This window comes from Streptomyces sp. AC558_RSS880, assembly GCF_019049255.1.
GTDB lineage: Bacteria > Actinomycetota > Actinomycetes > Streptomycetales > Streptomycetaceae > Streptomyces.
Map to the genome: position 1 here is coordinate 211944 of NZ_JAGMUJ010000040.1, position 15905 is coordinate 227848.

16 protein-coding genes are annotated in these 15905 nt (G+C 72.9%); 6 read left to right on the forward strand and 10 right to left on the reverse strand.

All coding sequences use genetic code 11. The features are described from left to right. Positions 1 to 78 precede the first annotated feature (78 nt). Together KUM38_RS17790 and KUM38_RS17795 are read left to right on the forward strand one after the other, a co-directional pair. On the forward strand, positions 79 to 681 hold the full coding sequence (locus KUM38_RS17790) for a hypothetical protein (protein ID WP_217130355.1): 603 nt from the start codon (positions 79 to 81) through the stop codon (positions 679 to 681). A gap of 358 nt (positions 682 to 1039) precedes the next feature. Further along, positions 1040 to 2107 carry an RNA ligase (ATP) gene (locus tag KUM38_RS17795; protein WP_217130356.1) on the forward strand — a complete coding sequence of 356 codons (1068 nt, stop codon included), beginning with the start codon at positions 1040 to 1042 and terminating at the stop codon, positions 2105 to 2107. A gap of 160 nt (positions 2108 to 2267) precedes the next feature. On the opposite strand, the gene soxR is transcribed toward KUM38_RS17795, so the two are convergent. Then, positions 2268 to 2747 carry a redox-sensitive transcriptional activator SoxR gene (gene soxR, locus KUM38_RS17800; protein ID WP_217130357.1) on the reverse strand — a complete coding sequence of 160 codons (480 nt, stop codon included), beginning with the start codon at positions 2745 to 2747 and terminating at the stop codon, positions 2268 to 2270. Positions 2748 to 2877: 130 nt separating this feature from the next. On the opposite strand from soxR, the gene KUM38_RS17805 reads away from it, so the two are divergent. Further along, complete coding sequence (locus KUM38_RS17805) at positions 2878 to 3339, forward strand: MaoC family dehydratase (RefSeq protein WP_217130358.1); 462 nt, start codon at positions 2878 to 2880, stop codon at positions 3337 to 3339. Here KUM38_RS17805 and KUM38_RS17810 read toward each other — a convergent pair. The 3 genes from KUM38_RS17810 to KUM38_RS17820 form a co-directional block, all read right to left on the reverse strand. Further along, positions 3330 to 3974 carry a TetR/AcrR family transcriptional regulator gene (locus KUM38_RS17810; RefSeq protein WP_217130359.1) on the reverse strand — a complete coding sequence of 215 codons (645 nt, stop codon included), beginning with the start codon at positions 3972 to 3974 and terminating at the stop codon, positions 3330 to 3332. The genes KUM38_RS17805 and KUM38_RS17810 overlap by 10 nt on opposite strands. A gap of 71 nt (positions 3975 to 4045) precedes the next feature. Next, the gene (locus KUM38_RS17815; protein ID WP_217130360.1) at positions 4046 to 4333 is read right to left on the reverse strand and encodes a YiaA/YiaB family inner membrane protein; all 288 of its coding nucleotides are present in this window, start codon (positions 4331 to 4333) and stop codon (positions 4046 to 4048) included. Positions 4334 to 4393: 60 nt separating this feature from the next. Further along, positions 4394 to 5545 carry an acyl-CoA dehydrogenase family protein gene (locus KUM38_RS17820; protein ID WP_217130361.1) on the reverse strand — a complete coding sequence of 384 codons (1152 nt, stop codon included), beginning with the start codon at positions 5543 to 5545 and terminating at the stop codon, positions 4394 to 4396. A gap of 95 nt (positions 5546 to 5640) precedes the next feature. Here KUM38_RS17820 and KUM38_RS17825 point away from each other — a divergent pair, with 95 nt between their 5' ends. The 3 genes from KUM38_RS17825 to KUM38_RS17835 all read left to right on the forward strand — a co-directional run bounded on the left by KUM38_RS17825 (position 5641) and on the right by KUM38_RS17835 (position 8407). Then, the gene (locus KUM38_RS17825; RefSeq protein WP_217130362.1) at positions 5641 to 6291 is read left to right on the forward strand and encodes a TetR/AcrR family transcriptional regulator; all 651 of its coding nucleotides are present in this window, start codon (positions 5641 to 5643) and stop codon (positions 6289 to 6291) included. 292 nt (positions 6292 to 6583) lie between these two features. Continuing rightward, complete coding sequence (locus tag KUM38_RS17830; RefSeq protein ID WP_217130363.1) at positions 6584 to 7471, forward strand: septum formation family protein; 888 nt, start codon at positions 6584 to 6586, stop codon at positions 7469 to 7471. A gap of 225 nt (positions 7472 to 7696) precedes the next feature. Continuing rightward, positions 7697 to 8407 (forward strand): helix-turn-helix transcriptional regulator, encoded by a 711-nt coding sequence (locus KUM38_RS17835; RefSeq protein WP_217130364.1) that lies wholly within the window; start codon positions 7697 to 7699, stop codon positions 8405 to 8407. Positions 8408 to 8740: 333 nt separating this feature from the next. Here KUM38_RS17835 and KUM38_RS17840 read toward each other — a convergent pair whose 3' ends face one another. The 6 genes from KUM38_RS17840 to KUM38_RS17865 all read right to left on the reverse strand — a co-directional run bounded on the left by KUM38_RS17840 (position 8741) and on the right by KUM38_RS17865 (position 15901). Further along, positions 8741 to 9826, reverse strand: a complete 1086-nt coding sequence (locus KUM38_RS17840) for a Zn-dependent alcohol dehydrogenase (RefSeq protein WP_217130365.1) — start codon at positions 9824 to 9826, stop codon at positions 8741 to 8743. A gap of 16 nt (positions 9827 to 9842) precedes the next feature. After that, positions 9843 to 11231 (reverse strand): aldehyde dehydrogenase family protein, encoded by a 1389-nt coding sequence (locus KUM38_RS17845; RefSeq protein ID WP_217130366.1) that lies wholly within the window; start codon positions 11229 to 11231, stop codon positions 9843 to 9845. Positions 11232 to 11338: 107 nt separating this feature from the next. After that, on the reverse strand, positions 11339 to 12679 hold the full coding sequence (locus KUM38_RS17850; protein WP_217130367.1) for an ABC transporter ATP-binding protein: 1341 nt from the start codon (positions 12677 to 12679) through the stop codon (positions 11339 to 11341). A gap of 215 nt (positions 12680 to 12894) precedes the next feature. After that, the gene (locus tag KUM38_RS17855) at positions 12895 to 13074 is read right to left on the reverse strand and encodes a hypothetical protein (RefSeq protein WP_217130368.1); all 180 of its coding nucleotides are present in this window, start codon (positions 13072 to 13074) and stop codon (positions 12895 to 12897) included. A gap of 155 nt (positions 13075 to 13229) precedes the next feature. Further along, positions 13230 to 14459 carry an MFS transporter gene (locus KUM38_RS17860; protein WP_217130369.1) on the reverse strand — a complete coding sequence of 410 codons (1230 nt, stop codon included), beginning with the start codon at positions 14457 to 14459 and terminating at the stop codon, positions 13230 to 13232. A gap of 32 nt (positions 14460 to 14491) precedes the next feature. Beyond that, complete coding sequence (locus tag KUM38_RS17865; protein ID WP_217130370.1) at positions 14492 to 15901, reverse strand: CitMHS family transporter; 1410 nt, start codon at positions 15899 to 15901, stop codon at positions 14492 to 14494. Positions 15902 to 15905: the final 4 nt, after the last annotated feature.

The window sequence follows — 15905 nt, forward strand, 5'->3', positions numbered from 1 at the left end:
ACGTCTATTCGGCGACGTCCGTTCGACGACGCCGAAGTGACCGGATTACAGGTGCAGGTGTGACGGAGGTGCAGGACGATGGCCGGTTTCCGGAGTCTGGCGAGACAGGTCCGAGATCCGCGGTGCGATCTGGCGCTGCGGCGCTATTCGCTGCGCAAGTGCCTTGAGCGGTTCGCTCCTTACGGGCACAGGGCGACCTGGGACCATCTGTGCTCGCGGGCCGGGTTCGATCCCGAGGACCGCTCCGTCGACCCGGCGCGGCTCGTGGCCGCACTGGAGGAGCTGGAGGAGGCCCGGGCGGTCTGGCTGGGCTATGAGGTGGAGTTCGCCGAGCGCCGCAGGAAGGAGAAGCACGACGGGCTGCGCAGGCCGGGCAGTGTGGACGACTGGCACCGGCTGACCTGGGGCGGTTTCGGTGTGGCCTGGTGCGACGACCCGCGGGTGCATCCGCGCGAGCCGCTGGCCGAGGTGCTGCGGCGGCTGATAGCCGCGCTGGAGCGCGAGCCGGGCACGGCCTGCCCCGTGTGCCGGGGGGAACGGCTCGTGTGGCGCTTCGACCTGGACCACGAGCCGTCGACGGGCCCGGTCTGCACGGACTGCGGGATCCTGGTGCCGCGTCCCGTGCTCACCTCCGGAGCCCTGGCGGACGCCCGTAGGGCGAGGCTGCTGGTGTCGGCCTGAGTGACAGGGAGCGTCGGGGTGCGGGGGTGCGCAGGGGATGCCGCGCCCCCGCTGTCTCCCGCCGGGGAAGACGTGGGGCCGGGAAGCCGTGGTGCGCGCGGGCCGGCCCGGGCCCGGGGATCGTGCCGAAGGGCCGGAGGCGCCCTCGTCGGCGGGTGCGCGGCGATCGCGACGGCTGCGGCGCGGGCGGGTGCCGGTCGGCGTGGGCGGTGGACGCCTCGGCCGGGGTGGGCGCGGCGGCGGTCGCCGGAGCGTGGCCGCGGCGACCGTAGCAGGCGGTAAACCGGTCGTACCAGGGCTTTGTTCCGTGGACAGTCGAGGGCGATGGAACACACCTGAGAGCCCTGGAGCCGTCCCGATGTCGACGCTGCGCGTCACCGCCGAAGTCCTGACCGTCCACGAGCACCCGGGCGCCGACGCCCTCGAACTGGCCCAGGTGGGCCTGTACCGGGCCGTCGTCGCCAAGGGTGCGTACCGCACGGGTGAGGCCGCGGTCTACATCCCCGAGCAGTCCGTGCTGCCGGCCGCGCTGATCGAGGAGCTGGGTCTGACCGGCCGCCTGGCGGGCGGGAACCACGACCGGGTCAAGGCGATCCGGCTGCGCGGCGAGCTGTCGCAGGGGCTCGTATGCCGGCCGAAGGCGCTCGCGGACGTCGACCTCGTACGGGCCGCCGCGGACGGCACCGACTTCGCGGAGCTGCTCGGCATCACCAAGTGGGTGCCGCCCGTCCCGCCGACGATGAGCGGCGAGGTGGAGTCCGCGCCCGAGCTGCTGCCCTGGGTCGACATCGAGAACATCCAGCGCTACCCGGACATCTTCGCTCCCGGCGAGCCCGTGGTGCTCACGGAGAAGCTGCACGGCACGGCCTGCCTGCTGACGTACTCCGCCGAGGAGGACCGGGTGTACGTCTCGTCCAAGGGGTTCGGCGCGAAGTCGCTGGCCCTGAAGGAGGACCCGCGCAACCTGTACTGGCGGGCGGTGCGCGGTCACGGCGTCGCCGAGGCCGCGGCGGACCTCGCCGCACGGCTGGGGGCCCGGCGGGTCGGTGTCTTCGGCGAGGTGTACGGCGCGGGTGTGCAGGACCTGTCGTACGGCGCGGACGGGCGGCGCGACACCCTCGGGTACGCCGTGTTCGACGTGTCGGCGGAGATCGACGGCCGGGTGCGCTGGCTGGACGCGGCGGAACTGCTGGACGGACGGCTGCCGTCGGTGCCCCGGCTGTTCACGGGTCCGTACGACAGTGAGCGGGTGCTGGAGATCGCCAGTGGCCGCGAGACGGTCTCCGGGCGGGAGCTGCACCTGCGCGAGGGCGTGGTGATCCGCCCGGCCGTCGAACGCCACAGCCCGGTGACCGGCGGCCGCGCCATAGCGAAGGCCGTGAGCCCGGCGTATCTGACCCGCAAGGGCGGCACGGAGTACGAGTGAGCGAGGCGGGCGGCGGCCCCGGCGGCTGCCGCCCGCCGCCCCCCGCCGGACCGCACGAACCGGCCCCCAGCACCACGCTCCCGCACAGCTGCGGGCAGCCGTCCTCACCACTGCGCGGCAGCCGCACCGCCGCAGCCGCGGGCGTGACGCCCCGTGCAGGTCAGCGGCCGCCCTGCCGCCGCCCGCCGTTCTCCGCCAGCAGCCGGGACCCCGTCAGGCGGTCGCCGAAGACGTCGTCCGGGTTGGACAGGACACAGCTGTCCAGGGAGAGGCAGCCGCAGCCGATGCAGTCCGTGAGGTGGTCGCGCAGGCGGTTGAGCTGTTTGATGCGTTCGTCCAGCTCGGAGCGCCACGCCTCGGAGAGGTGCGCCCAGTCGTCCCGGGTGGGCGTGCGTTCCTCGGGCAGCTCGGCGAGCGCCTCGCGGATCGTGGCGAGCGGGATGCCGACGCGCTGGGCGGCGCGGATGAAGGCGACCCGCCGCAGGGTGTCACGGCTGTAGCGGCGCTGGTTGCCCGCGGTGCGGCGGCTGCTGATCAGACCCTTGGACTCGTAGAAGTGCAGGGCCGAGACGGCGGCGCCGCTGCGCGCGGAGAGCTGGCCGACCGTGAGCTCGTGGATCTTCTCGGGAAGCTGGGGCACTCCTCGAACCCTACCCACCCGCCCGGCGGTGGTTGTCGTTGACAGGGATCGCCCGGCACACCATGCTAAGCAGTTGCTTAGGCATGCGCACACGGATGCGCTGCGACTACCTGACGCGAGAGGCCGGGACATGGCAGAGCCGAGGATCTTCACGTCCGTCGACGACCTGAAGGCGGCGGTGGGCGAGCAGCTGGGACACACCGACTGGCTGGAGGTCGACCAGAAGAGGATCGACCTGTTCGCCGAGGCCACCGGGGACCACCAGTGGATCCACGTCGACCCGGAGAAGGCCGCGGCGGGGCCGTTCGGGACGACCATCGCGCACGGCTACCTGACGCTGTCGCTGCTGCCGCTGTTCGGCCCGCAGCTGATCTCCGTCGAGGGCGTGAAGATGGGCGTCAACTACGGCACCAACAAGGTGCGCTTCCCCGCCCCGGTCCCGGTCGGCTCGCGGGTGCGCGCCACCGCGACGATCACCTCCGTCGACGAGGTGCCGGGCGGCGTCCAGGTGGCCACGGCGTTCACCGTGGAGCGCGAGGGCGGCGACAAGCCGGTGTGCGTGGCCGAGTCGGTGGCCCGGTACTACCTCTGAGCGGGGCCGGTCTTCCCGGCCCCGACCATCCTGAGCACGAGGTCGGCGTAGAGCGCGCCGACCTCCTCGGGGGTGCGGGGACCGTCGACGTTGAACCAGCGGGCCACGTCGATGCAGAGGGAGAGCACGGCGAGCGTGGTGCCCTGGACGTCGATGACGTCGAACTCGCCGGAGCGCACGCCCTCCTCGATGATCCCGCGCACCTCGGCGTCGACCTGCCGGCGCAGCCCGAGGATCTCGGCGCGGGCCTCGGGACCGAGCGAGTCGAGCTCGTACTGCACGACCCTGGCGGTGGTGCGGCCCCCCGCGTGCCAGCGGACGAAGGAGCTGACCGCTTCGGCGAGCCGCTCGCCGGGACCGCCCTCGGCGCGGGCCGCCGTGCGCAGGATCGCCACGGCCTTCTCGTGGCCGATCCTGCTGATGCGGTGGAGCAGCTCTTCCTTGGTCTTGTAGTGGATGTAGAGCGCGGCCGGGCTCATCCCGGCGCGGCTCGCGATGTCGCGGGTCGTCGTGGCGTGGTAGCCGCGCTCCGCGAACGCCTCCACGGCGGCGAGCAGCAATCGTCGGGCCGCGTCGGGCGTGACCTCACCCCACGGTTGCGCCTCGGCGCCGGCCGGCTCCTCCGCCGTACTCATCGCTCACCTCATTCGCTGGCAGGGGTAACACCATACCGGCAAGGGTGAGCGCTCGCTTAGCGCGCCCGTCGTCACAGCTTCTGCAGCGGGTCGTGCTCGGCGAGCAGCTTCTCCAGGCGGGCCTGGTCGACCCGGTTGACGATCTGCCCGGCTTCCTGGCGGTCGCGGATGACCTTGGCCAGGGTGAAGGCGGAGGTGACGAGGTACAGGACGGCGATGCCCAGGAAGGCGCGGACCCAGGCGTCGGTGTCGAGGTTGAAGATGCCGACCGCGGTGGCGCCCATGGCCACTCCGAAGGACGCGACGGCCTGGCCGTAGAAGGCGGCCGTGCTCTGCTGCTTGACCGGTGTGTCGCTCATGGGGACAAGGGTCGGCGGATGTGGCCGCGGCCACATCCGCTCAGCTACTCAGACGCGTACTCAGAACGCCGAGACCCCGGTCAGCGCACGGCCGATGACCAGTTTCTGGATCTGGCTGGTGCCCTCGTAGAGGGTCATCACACGCGCGTCGCGCAGGAGCTTGCCGGCCGGGTACTCGTCGATGTAGCCGTAGCCGCCGAAGACCTGCAGGGCGTTGTTGGCGGCGCGGACGGCCGCCTCCGAGGCGAAGAGCTTGGCCTTGGAGGACTCGACGGCGAAGGACCGGCCCCGGTCGATCAGATCGGCCACCCGCCAGGTCAGCAGCCGGGCCGCGTCGACGTCCACGGCGATGTCGCTGATCAGCTCCTGGACGAGCTGGTGACGGGCGATGGGCTTCCCGAACTGCTCCCGCTCCCCCGCGTACCGCACGGCCGCGTCCAGGGCGGCCTGCGCTATGCCGACGCAGCCGGCCGCGACCGACATCCGGCCCTTGGCGAGGGCGGACATGGCGACCGAGAAGCCCTTGCCCTCCTCGCCCAGCATCGCGGAGGCGGGCACGCGCACGTCCTCGAGGACCAGTTCGGCGGTGGCCTGGCCACGCAGGCCGAGCTTGCCGTGGACGGGGCGGCGGGTCAGGCCCGGGGTGTCCGTGGGGACGAGGAAGGCGGAGACGCCCTTGTGGCCGGGGGCGTCGGTGGAGCGGGCGAAGAGCAGGACGACGTCGGCCCAGGTGCCGTTGGTGATGAACATCTTGGTGCCGTTGACGACGTAGTCGTCGCCGTCGCGGACCGCGCGGGTGGTGAGGTTGCCGGCGTCGGAGCCGGTGCCCGGCTCGGTCAGGCCGAAGCAGCCGACGTACTCCCCGGAGGTGAGGCCCGGCAGCCAGGCGCGCTTGTGCTCCTCGCTCCCCCAGGCGGCGATCGTCTTGGCGACCAGGCCGAGGGAGACGGAGACGATGCCGCGCACGGACGAGTCGCCGCGGCCCAGTTCCTCGGTGACCAGGCAGTACGCGAGATGGTCGCCGCCGCTGCCGCCGTACTCCTCGTCGATCGTCAGCCCCAGGAAGCCGACCTCGCCGAGCTTCTTCACGATGCCGCGGTCGACCTCCTCGGCGCGGTCCCAGGCGGTGGCGTGGGGCGCGACCTCGCGCTCCACGAAGTCCCGGGCGAGCCGGCGGACGGCCTCCTGCTCCTCGCTGAGCTCCAGGTTCATACCGAGTCACCCCATGTGAGATCCACGTGCCGCGCACGTCCGGAAGACCGTGCACATTTAAATTAGCACTGCTAGTTTCCTGTCGCGGTCCTACTATGTGCGCCATGGCCCGACCGCGCAAGCCCTTGCTCAGCACCGACCGGATCGTCGGTACGGCCCGTGCGCTGGTGGACACGGAGGGCCTCGCGGCCGTCTCCACGCGCCGGCTCGCCGCGGAACTGGGGGTGAGCGGACCCTCGCTCTACAACCACTTCCGCACCAAGGACGAGATCCTGGAGGCGGTGGCCGACTCGGTGAGCGCGCTGGTCGACCTGTCGATGTTCGAGGACGGCCGGGACTGGCGGACCGCGCTGCACGACTGGGCGGTCTCCTACCGGGCCGCGCTGCGCGACCACCCGAACATCGTCCCGGTCCTGGCCCGCGGTCCGGGCCGCCGCCCGGCGGCGCTGCGGCTGGCCGACGCGGTCTACGGCGCGATGGTCGAGGCCGGCTGGCCGCCCGCGCAGGCCACCTCCATCGGCGCGCTGATGCGCTACTTCATCATGGGCTCCGCGCTCGGCTCCTTCGCGGGCGGATTCGTGGACGACGCCGGCGCCTACGACCCCGCCGACTACCCGCACCTCGGGCAGGCCCATCTGCTCGCCGAGCAGCAGGAGAAGGTCGACGAGCGGGCCTTCGAGGCGGGGCTCACGGCGCTGCTGGACGGGCTGACGCTCCAGTACGAGCAGGTGCGGGCCGACGCCTAGGACGCGTCCGGCCGGTCGGGTGACCGCTTCACGTCCAAGCCGTTGTCATGGACACGTTGCGGGGTGGTCCGGCGGACGCGGAGCGGGAACCGCTGCGGCCGCTCCCGCCCGTCGGCAACGGGCGTTGCGGGCGACCACCCCCGGTCGTCACCGGCGGGCAGCCCCGTGCAACCCTCACAGCCCGTCGCACGTCAGAGACATCACGACGGGGTGAGGACCTCCGCACGGCCGGACCACGGGAATGGCATACGATGCGATCCTCATTAAGATCACATAAGAGGATGTACACGTCATGGCGATCCGCGCCCCCTACCGTTCCCTTCGCGGCATATCCGCCGTCGTCGCCCTGCTCGCGATCGGCGCGGTGGGATGCTCGGACGTCTCCGACGCCGTCGACAGCGCCAAGGAGGGCGCGAAGAAGGTGGCTCGCCAGCGCTCGGTGTTCTCGCTGGACATCGGCGACTGCTACAACCCGAACGGCAAGGCCGAGGGGGAGGCGTACTCCGTCGAGATCGTGCCCTGCGACGAGGCGCACGAGGGCCAGGTCGTCGGCGAGTTCGCGATCGACGAGGGCAAGGAGTACCCCGGCGACGACGGGATCTCGGCGATCGCGGACGACCGCTGCCCGGTCGAGGCGCAGAAGTACGCCCCGGACACCTGGGCGCTCCCCGAGGGCGCCGCCCTCTTCTACTACACCCCGACCAAGGAGAGCTGGGCGACGGGTGACCGCGCGGTGAGCTGCACCTACACCTCGGAGAAGGGCACGCTCAGCGGCTCGCTGGACACCGCGAAGTCCCTCAAGCCCGAGCAGGCCACGTACCTCGAGGGTTCGAACGCGGTCTACGAGGCCCTGTGGGCGAACCAGCCCGCGAAGGACGCCGTCGAGGACGACCTGGCCGGCTACAAGGCGCAGGCCAAGGCCGTCGCGGCCGCCCTCGACACACACGTCAAGGGCCTGGGCGGCATCGAGGGCACCGAAGTCGGCAAGCTCCGCGCGACCCTGACGAAGGCGGCCGGGAACTGGAAGAAGGCCGCGAACGCCGCCGACACCGACGCGTTCTACATCGCCTACGACCCGGCGTTCACCGACATCGACCCGAACAAGTCGGTCGCCGCCCGCAAGGAACTGGGCCTGGCCACCACCGTCCCGGCCGACGAGGCCGAGGTCTGGGCGGGCTGACGCTCCGCGGAAGCCGGCCGCCGTGCCCGCCCCCGTGCTCACCGGCCTGTTCGGACCTCGTCTCCGCTTCGGCGGTGAGCCCGGCACGCCCTTCACGCACCGGTCCGGCAACCGGTTCCGCGCCAGGCGTGGCCGGTCCTCCGGCATGACCGGCCGGACAGGACCCGGGCGGGGGGTACGGATGCTTCGGTGAACGCCGAAGCATCCGTACCGCATGCTGGGGGCATGACCACCAAGGACCCCCGGGCGGCCGGTCTCGCGCGGCTCGCCGCGCTGGTCGCCGACGAGACGCGGGCCGCGTGTCTGCTGGCGCTGCTGGACGGGCGGGCCTGGACGGCGGGCGAGCTGGCCCGGCACGCCGGTGTCGCCGCGTCCACGCTGAGCGAGCACCTGGGCAAACTGGTCGCGGGCGGGCTGCTGGCCGAGGAACGGCAGGGGCGGCACCGGTACGTGCGGCTGGCCGACGCGCGGGGCGCGCAACTGGTGGAGGACCTGGCCGCACAGGTGGCCCCGGGTATCGCCGAACGCCCGCGCACGCTGCGGCAGGCGGGCGCCGGGTCGGCCATGGCCCGCGGGCGGACCTGCTACGACCATCTCGCCGGACGGCTCGGCATCGCCGTCACGGACGCCCTCACCGCGCGGGGGCTGCTGCTCCAGGACACCGGGTTCGCGCTCACGGACGCGGGGCTGCGCTGGTTCGGCACGGCGGGCATCGGCCTGGACCGCCGTGGACGGCGGCCGCTGGCCCGCGCCTGCCTGGACTGGACGGAACGCCGCCCCCACCTCGCCGGAGTGGCGGGCGCGGCCCTGTGCCGGCACGCCCTGGAGACGGGGTGGTGCGTGCGCATCGGCTCCGAGCGGGCGGTGAAGGTGACGGAGGCGGGCGAACGCGCGCTGTCCGAGCTGCTGGGGATCCCGGCGCAGGCCCTCCGCTGACCGGCAGGTTTCGCCGGAGAACCGCGGGCTTCCCGCCCCCGTACCTCCTCCTGGCCCCGGGGCGCCGGCGGGTGGTTCCCGTGTCTCGCGGGCGTGTCGGCGTCCCGGTCCCGGTCGGCGCGGCACGGCACAGCACAGCACGGCACGGCACGGCACGGCCGAGCGGGACATCGGCACGGCTGAGGCCTCGGCTTCCAGGGGCGGTGCCGGTTCCGCGTTCACCGGGCGCTCCGGGGCCGTTCGCCGGGCGGTCCGGGGGCGTGCGGCGGACCGTGCCGCGGTCCGGGAGAGTGACACGGTCCGCGGCACGGCCGAAGGCGCGACGGGCGCGCTCTAGAAGACCACCAGGGCCCGTCCGCCCTTGCCGGCCAGCATGGTGTCGAAGGCGGCCGGGATGCCGTCCAGGGCGATGTGTTCGGTGACCAGGGCGCCTAGGTCGAGGCGGCCGGTCCGGATGTGCTCGGCGAGGACCGGCAGGTCGCGGGCCGGGTCGGAGTTGCCGTAGACGCAGCCGGAGAGGGTCCGGCCCCAGTGGAAGATCTCCAGGGCGTTGAAGGTGACCTGCTGGTCCTTGCCGCCGATGCCGACGACCGTGGTGCGCCCGCCGCGCCGGGTGGACTCCCAGGCCGTGCGGATGGTGGCCGCCCGGCCGACGCACTCGACGGCCACGTCCACGCCCTCCTTGCCGGTGAGGGCGCGGATCCGCCGGGCGGTGGTGTCCGAGGCGACGAGGTACTCGGTGGCGCCCGCGGACCGCGCGAGCTCCTCCTTCTCCGGGGAGACGTCGACCGCGACGATCGTGGACGCGCCCGCGATCCGGGCCGACTGGAGCGCCGCGAGGCCCACTCCCCCGACGCCGAACACCGCGACCGTCTCGCCCGGCCGGACCCGCGCGGAGTGGTGGACGGCGCCGTAGCCGGTGAGCACCGCGCAGCCCAGGAGCGCGGCGTCGGTGAGCGGGACGCCGTCCGGGGCGGGCAGCACGCAGGACGCGGGCACCACCGTCTCCTCGGCGAACGCGGCGACGTTCAGCCCCGGGTACAGGTCGGTGCCGTCGTCGGCGCGGCGGGCGTGCACCTCGGCGGCGCCGGCCAGGGCGTCCGCGCACAGCCAGACCTCGCCGCGCGCGCAGGCGGGGCAGGTGCCGCAGGAGGGCGCCCAGTTGAGGACCACGCCGTCACCGGGCGCGACATGGGTGACGCCCTCGCCGACGGCGACGACCGTGCCGGCGCCCTCGTGGCCGAGGACGGCCGGGACCGGCAGGCGCATGGTGCCGTCGGACAGGGACAGGTCGGAGTGGCAGACCCCGGCGGCGGCGAGCCGGACGCGGACCCGGCCGGGGCCGGGTTCGGGCAGCTCGATCCCGGTGATCTCCAGCGGGGCACCGACGGCGGGCAGAACGGCGGCACGTACGGCCATGGTGGATTCGACTCCCCTAGAACTGGAGGGACTTGGTCTGGAGGTACTCGGTCAGGCCGTGCGTGCCGAGTTCGCGGCCCACACCGGACTGCTTGTAACCGCCGAAGGGGGCCAGCGGGTTGAAGCGGCCGCCGTTGATGTCGACCTGGCCGGTCTCCATGCGGCGGGCGAAGGCCACCGCCTCCGCCTCGTCGCCGGCCCAGACGGCGCCGGCCAGGCCGTAGACGGTGCCGTTGGCGATGCGCAGGGCGTCGTCCTCGTCGTCGTAGCGCAGGATCGACAGGACGGGGCCGAAGATCTCCTCCTGGGCGATGGTCATCTCCGGGGTGACGTCGGCGAAGACCGTGGGGCTGACGTGGTAGCCCTTCTCGTGCGGGGAGTCGGGGCCGCCCGCGACCAGCCGGGCGCCCTCGGCGACACCCTTCTCGATGTAACCGCGCACCCGTTCCCGCTGCCCCGCGCTGACGAGCGGGCCGATGCGGTCGCCGTACTTCGCGGCGGCGGCCGCGGCGAGTTCCACGGCCTCGTCGTACCGGTCGCGGTGGACCAGCATGCGGGTCCAGGCACTGCACGTCTGGCCGGAGTTGGACATGACGTTGGCGACGCCGACGTTGACCGCGCGGGCCAGGTCGGCGCTCGGCAGGATGACGTTGGCGGACTTGCCGCCGAGTTCCAGGGCGACCCGCTTCACCATGCCCGAGGCGATCGCGCCGATGCGGCGGCCGACGGCGGTGGAGCCGGTGAAGGAGACCAGGTCGACGCCCGGGTGCTCGGCCAGGGCCTGCCCGGCCACCGGGCCGAGCCCGGTGACGAGGTTGAACACGCCCGCCGGGATCCCGGCCTCGTGCACGGCCTGCGCGAACAGCCGCGCGACCAGCGGGGTGTCCTCGGCGGGCTTGACCACGACGGTGCAGCCGGCCGCGAGGGCGGGGGCGGTCTTGGCGACGATCTGGTGGAGCGGGTAGTTCCAGGGAGTGATCGCGCCGACCACGCCGACGGGCTCGTGGAGGACCGTCGAGTTGCCCGTCTTCTCCTCGAAGGGGTACGTCGCCGCCAGCTCGGCGTACGAGCCGGTCACGGCGATCGGCACGCCCGCGTGGACGGCCTGCGAGAGCTTGAGGGGCGAGCCGAGTTCGGCGGTCACCGTCCCGGCGATCTCGTCCTGCCGGGCCACGAGCACGTCCCGGAGCGCGGCCAGCCGGGCGGCGCGCCCGGCGGGCGGGGTGGCGGCCCAGGCGGGGAGGGCGGCGCGGGCGGCGCGCACGGCGGCGTCGACGTCCTCCACGGTGCCCGCGGGGACGGTGGCGATCACCTGTTCGTCGGCCGGGTTCACCACCTCGATCACGTCCGGGCCGGCGGCGGGGCGCCAGGCGCCGTCGATGTACATGCCGTCGTATGCCTTCATCGCGCTTCCTCCGGGGCGGGGCGTCGGTGTCCGACCGCTCAGTTCGTGCGAGGGTCCTAAACTAGCGATGTTAGTTTTACCGCGCCAGAGGTCTCCGCGTCCCCGTCTCACTCCTCCAGGTCGGGCAGCCGTGCCGGGTTGGGGCAGATCCGTTCGCCGTTCTGGTCGAAGACGAAGAGGTGGGCGAGGTCCACCAGGAGCGGTACCTGCATGCCGTGCCGGAGGCGGATGTCGGGGGTGGTGCGGACGATGAGGTCGCCGGGCACGCGGGGCTCGGCGGAAGCGGGGGCCGGATCCGGCTGTCCGGGCGGGGCCGGCGCTGCCGCCGGTCCCGTGCTCAGCGCGCCGGCCCGTTCCCGCAGCCGGTGCAGGACCGTGCCCCCGCGGCGTCGGCGCCGGGCCGGGCGCTCGGGCCGCGGGCGCGGGGCCTCGAGGTCGGGGACGACGGCGGGGCGGGAGCCGGTGTCGAAGTGGACGAGGACCTCGTGGCCCTGGAACTCCAGGTGCTCCACCAGGCCGGTGAGCGCCACCTCGCCGGTCCGTGCGGCGGACGGCTTGGCGATCCGTACGGCCTCCGAGCGCAGGCCCACGATGACCTCGCGGCCCTGCTGGACCCGCAGCAACTGGTGGTCCAGGGAGAGGGGTTCGGGCAGCCGCAGGAACTGCTTGCCCAGGCTGATGGTCATCGCCCCGTCGAGCGGGGCGCGCACCAGGCCGCGCAGCAGATTGATGCGCGGGGTACCGATGAACGCGGCGACGAAGACGTTGCTCGGCAGGGAGTACACCGCACGCGGGGTACCGACCTGCTGGAGGACGCCGCCGCGCAGTACGGCGACGCGGTCGCCGAGCGACATGGCCTCGGACTGGTCGTGGGTGACGTAGACGGTGGTGACGCCCAACTCCCGGGTGAGCTGGGAGATCTCGGCACGCAGACGGTTGCGGAGCTTGGCGTCGAGGTTGGACAGCGGCTCGTCCATCAGGAAGGCGGAGGGGTGGCGGGCGATGGCCCGGCCCATGGCGACGCGCTGGCGTTCACCTCCGGAGAGCTGGGCGGGGAAGCGGTCGAGGAGGTCCTCGATGCCGAGCATCCGGGCGGTGGCGTCCACGCGCGGGGCCGGGTCGGCGCCGGGGGACTCGATGCGCAGCGGGAAACCGATGTTGTCGCGGCTGGTCATGCTCGGGTACAGGGCGAAGTTCTGGAACACCATCGCCATGTCCCGGTCGGAGGGGGGCAGTTCGTTGCCGTACTCGCCGTCGAGGAACAGCCGGCCCTCGTCGATGTCCTCCAGTCCGGCGATCATCCGGAGCACGGTGGACTTGCCGCAGCCGGAGGGGCCGAGCAGGACGAGGAATTCGCCGGGCGCGATGTCCAGCGACAGCCGGTCCACCACGCGGACGCCTCGCGTGTATGCCTTGCTCACGTCGTGCAGGGAGATGGCGCGTGTCATGAGAGTGCCCCCGGGGGCGGATCAGGGCGCTGGTGCTCCGCGTTCGGAACGCCCCGCGCGGGTCGCACGGGGCGCATGGGTCACGGAAGCTAACGGAAAGTAGCAGCCGGGGGAAGATGCCGGGCGGGATCAGGGCGCTCCGGTCCAGCAGGTGAGAAAGCGGACGTCCGAATTCAGCGGACGTCCGGATCCGATGGGGTGACCGGCGTTCCGTGTCAGTCGTCGCCGCTTCCCGCGCGGCCGTTCGAACGGCCCGACCGGAGCGGTTCGCCCGCCGGCAGGGTCGCCTTCGCCACCCCGCGAGCCCAGCGCGGACCGCCCCGGGCCGCCCGGACGACGCAGGCGCATCCTCCGACGGCGAGGACGAGAACACCGGCCAGGACGAGCAGAAGCATATGGTCCCCCTCTCTGTGCGTACGGCATACGTGCGTACGGCATACCTGTGCACGGCATACGTGCGTACGGCATGGGTATGCACAGCCCGCCTCTCGGTGGGCGGCATGTGCGATCGCGCCGTCCTGCCAGCGCGGACGCGCCCGCCGGGCACCGGCTAGCGAGCCGTACGGCGCCGGGGGCCGGCCCCGGTGCCCTTCCGGGGGGACGGCGGGTCCTCCGTCGGCCGGGACGGGGTGCGCAGGGCGACGCCCGAAGCCAGGAACAGCAGGGCGCCGAGCATCACGAACGGGGCCGCCACGCCCGCGACTCCCGCGACCAGGCCCGCCGCCGCGGGCGCGGCGACCTGGCCCAGGCGGTTGCCGGTGAGGCGCAGGGCGAGGGCGGTGGAGCGGGCGTCGGCGGGGGCGGCCTGGACGACCGTCGTCATGGACAGCGGCTGACCGACGCCCAGGCAGAAGCCGAGGACGGCCAGGACCAGGGCCAGCGCCCAGACCGGCAGCGGCAGCGCGAGGCCCGCGCACAGCAGCGCCGCCAGCAGGCAGGTCACCGTCAGCAGCACCGTGCGGCCGAGCAGGCGCAGCAACGGGGTGAGGACCAGCCGGCAGGCGATGGTGGCCGCCGCGCGGAGGCTGAGCAGCAGGCCGACGACGGCCGGGTCGATGCCCCGGTGCTCGCCGACCACCGGGAGGTAGGCGGTGAGGATGTCGGTCGCGGACAGCACGGCCAGGCTGATGAGGATGCCCGCGGGGACGCCCCGGGCGCGCAGGATGCCCCGTACCGGCACCCGTGCGCCCTGTCCCGTACGGGATTTCGGGGCCCCGGGCCGCTCTATGCGCCACAGCGAGGTGAGCGCGACGGCGCCGCCCGCGCCCGCCGCCAGCAGGGCGAGCGCGCTGGTCCGGGCCATGTCCGCGCCGATCAGCGCGCCCGCCGCGATGGGGCCGACCAGCTGGCCGAGCGAGGCGCCGATGGTGAAGTGGCCGAAGTTGCGGTCCTGTTCGTGCGGCGCGGACTGGCGGGCGACGAGGGACTGCGCGCCGATGACGAAGCAGAGGTGGCCGAGGCCCATCACCCCGCTCCACAGGGCCATCGCCCACAGTGAGCCGGCGAGGCCGCTCAGCGCGCAGCCGCCGGAGATGAGCACCACGCCGGCCGGGAGCAGGGGCGCGCAGCGGCCGTGGTCGGTGCGCCGGCCGAGCGGTACGGCGGCGAACAGCGGCAGCAGCGCGTACACGCCCGCGATCACACCGATCGCCCGCTCGTCCGCGCCCAGTGCCAGCGCCCGGTAGGAGACGGCGGGCCGGGCCATCGACACCGCCCCCTGCGCGAAGCCGAAGGCGATGACGAGGCGGAGCAGCCAGCCGCGGTTCCCACCGGGCGCCATGATCGGGTCCTTCCTGAGACGGGCCGGGACGGTCAGATGATGCCGAACAGGATTCCGGCCGCGAGGATCACCAGGCAGATCAGGGCCGCCCACTTCACCACGAACCGGGTGTGGTCGCCGAACTCGACCTTGGCCATGCCGACCAGGACGTACACCGCGGGGACGAGCGGGCTGGACATGTGCAGCGGCTGGCCGACGAGGGAGGCGCGGGCCATCTCCAGCGGGGAGACACCGTGCGCGGCGCCGGCTTCGGCGAGGACGGGCAGGACACCGAAGTAGAAGCCGTCGTTGGACATGAAGTAGGTCAGCGGAAGGCTCAGCAGGCCGGTGACCAGGGCCATGTGCGGGCCCATGCCCTCGGGGATGACGTCCACCATCCACTTGGCCATGTGGTCGACCATGCCGGTGCCCTGGAGGACACCGGTGAAGACGGCGGCGGCGAAGACCATGCCGGAGACGTTGAGGACGTTGTCGGCGTGGGCCGCGAGCCGGGCCTTCTGGTCGGGGATGTGCGGGAAGTTGACGGAGAGCGCGAGGGCGGCGCCGAGCAGGAACAGCACCGGGATCGGCAGCAGCTCCATGATCATGGCGGTGAGCAGGGCGACCGTGAGCAGCGCGTTGAACCAGTAGAGCCTGGGGCGCAGGGTGGGGCGGTTCGGGTCGAGGCCCTGGAAGCCGTCGTCGTCCTCCGCGTCGGCGTCCGTACCGGCGCCGGATCCGCCGGCCGGCCGGGCGTCCTTGCCGGAGCCGCCGGCGGAACCCGCGCCGACCAGCACGGTCTCCGTCTCCTCGGCGTTCTCCTTCACCAGCGCCTCGTCCAGCGTCAGCACGCCCAGCCGCCTGCGCTCGCGCAGACCGAGCACGTACGCGAGGACGACGACGCCCAGCAGGCCGACCAGCAGGGCGGGGATCATCGGGACGAAGATGTCGCCGGCGTCGAGCTTGAGCGCGGTCGCCGCGCGGGCCGTCGGGCCGCCCCAGGGGAGGGTGTTCATCACGCCGTTGGCCATGGCGGCGACACCGGTCATCACGACCAGGCTCATCTTCAGGCGCTTGTACAGCGGGTACATCGCCGAGACGGTGATCATGAAGGTGGTGGAGCCGTCGCCGTCCAGCGACACGATCGCGGCGAGCAGCGCGGTGCCGACGACGATCCGCATCGGGTCCGCCTTGCAGAACCGGAGGATGCCGCGGACGATCGGGTCGAAGAGTCCGACGTCGATCATCACACCGAAGTAGACGATCGCGAACATGAGCATCGCCGCGGTGGGGGCGAGGGTCGACACGCCGTCGATGACGTAGTCACCGAGGTGGGCGCCCTTGCCGACGAACACGCAGAACAGCGCGGGGATCAGCACGAGCGCCGCGATCGGCGACATCTTCTTCAGCATGATCAGGACCAGGAAGGTCGCGATCATGACGAAGCCGAGGATGGTCAGCATGAGT

What these genes read in the sequence shown, in the direction of transcription:
- KUM38_RS17850 (WP_217130367.1), bottom strand. Translation starts at nt 12,679, where the DNA reads ATGACACGCGCCATCTCCCTGCACGACGTGAGCAAGGCATACACGCGA.
- KUM38_RS17840 (WP_217130365.1), bottom strand. Translation starts at nt 9,826, where the DNA reads ATGGCCGTACGTGCCGCCGTTCTGCCCGCCGTCGGTGCCCCGCTGGAG.
- KUM38_RS17795 (WP_217130356.1), top strand. Translation starts at nt 1,040, where the DNA reads ATGTCGACGCTGCGCGTCACCGCCGAAGTCCTGACCGTCCACGAGCAC.
- KUM38_RS17815 (WP_217130360.1), bottom strand. Translation starts at nt 4,333, where the DNA reads ATGAGCGACACACCGGTCAAGCAGCAGAGCACGGCCGCCTTCTACGGC.
- KUM38_RS17845 (WP_217130366.1), bottom strand. Translation starts at nt 11,231, where the DNA reads ATGAAGGCATACGACGGCATGTACATCGACGGCGCCTGGCGCCCCGCC.
- KUM38_RS17810 (WP_217130359.1), bottom strand. Translation starts at nt 3,974, where the DNA reads ATGAGTACGGCGGAGGAGCCGGCCGGCGCCGAGGCGCAACCGTGGGGT.
- KUM38_RS17805 (WP_217130358.1), top strand. Translation starts at nt 2,878, where the DNA reads ATGGCAGAGCCGAGGATCTTCACGTCCGTCGACGACCTGAAGGCGGCG.
- KUM38_RS17830 (WP_217130363.1), top strand. Translation starts at nt 6,584, where the DNA reads ATGGCGATCCGCGCCCCCTACCGTTCCCTTCGCGGCATATCCGCCGTC.
- KUM38_RS17820 (WP_217130361.1), bottom strand. Translation starts at nt 5,545, where the DNA reads ATGAACCTGGAGCTCAGCGAGGAGCAGGAGGCCGTCCGCCGGCTCGCC.
- KUM38_RS17855 (WP_217130368.1), bottom strand. Translation starts at nt 13,074, where the DNA reads ATGCTTCTGCTCGTCCTGGCCGGTGTTCTCGTCCTCGCCGTCGGAGGA.
- KUM38_RS17835 (WP_217130364.1), top strand. Translation starts at nt 7,697, where the DNA reads ATGACCACCAAGGACCCCCGGGCGGCCGGTCTCGCGCGGCTCGCCGCG.
- KUM38_RS17865 (WP_217130370.1), bottom strand. Translation starts at nt 15,901, where the DNA reads ATGCTGACCATCCTCGGCTTCGTCATGATCGCGACCTTCCTGGTCCTG.
- KUM38_RS17860 (WP_217130369.1), bottom strand. Translation starts at nt 14,459, where the DNA reads ATGGCGCCCGGTGGGAACCGCGGCTGGCTGCTCCGCCTCGTCATCGCC.
- KUM38_RS17825 (WP_217130362.1), top strand. Translation starts at nt 5,641, where the DNA reads ATGTGCGCCATGGCCCGACCGCGCAAGCCCTTGCTCAGCACCGACCGG.
- KUM38_RS17790 (WP_217130355.1), top strand. Translation starts at nt 79, where the DNA reads ATGGCCGGTTTCCGGAGTCTGGCGAGACAGGTCCGAGATCCGCGGTGC.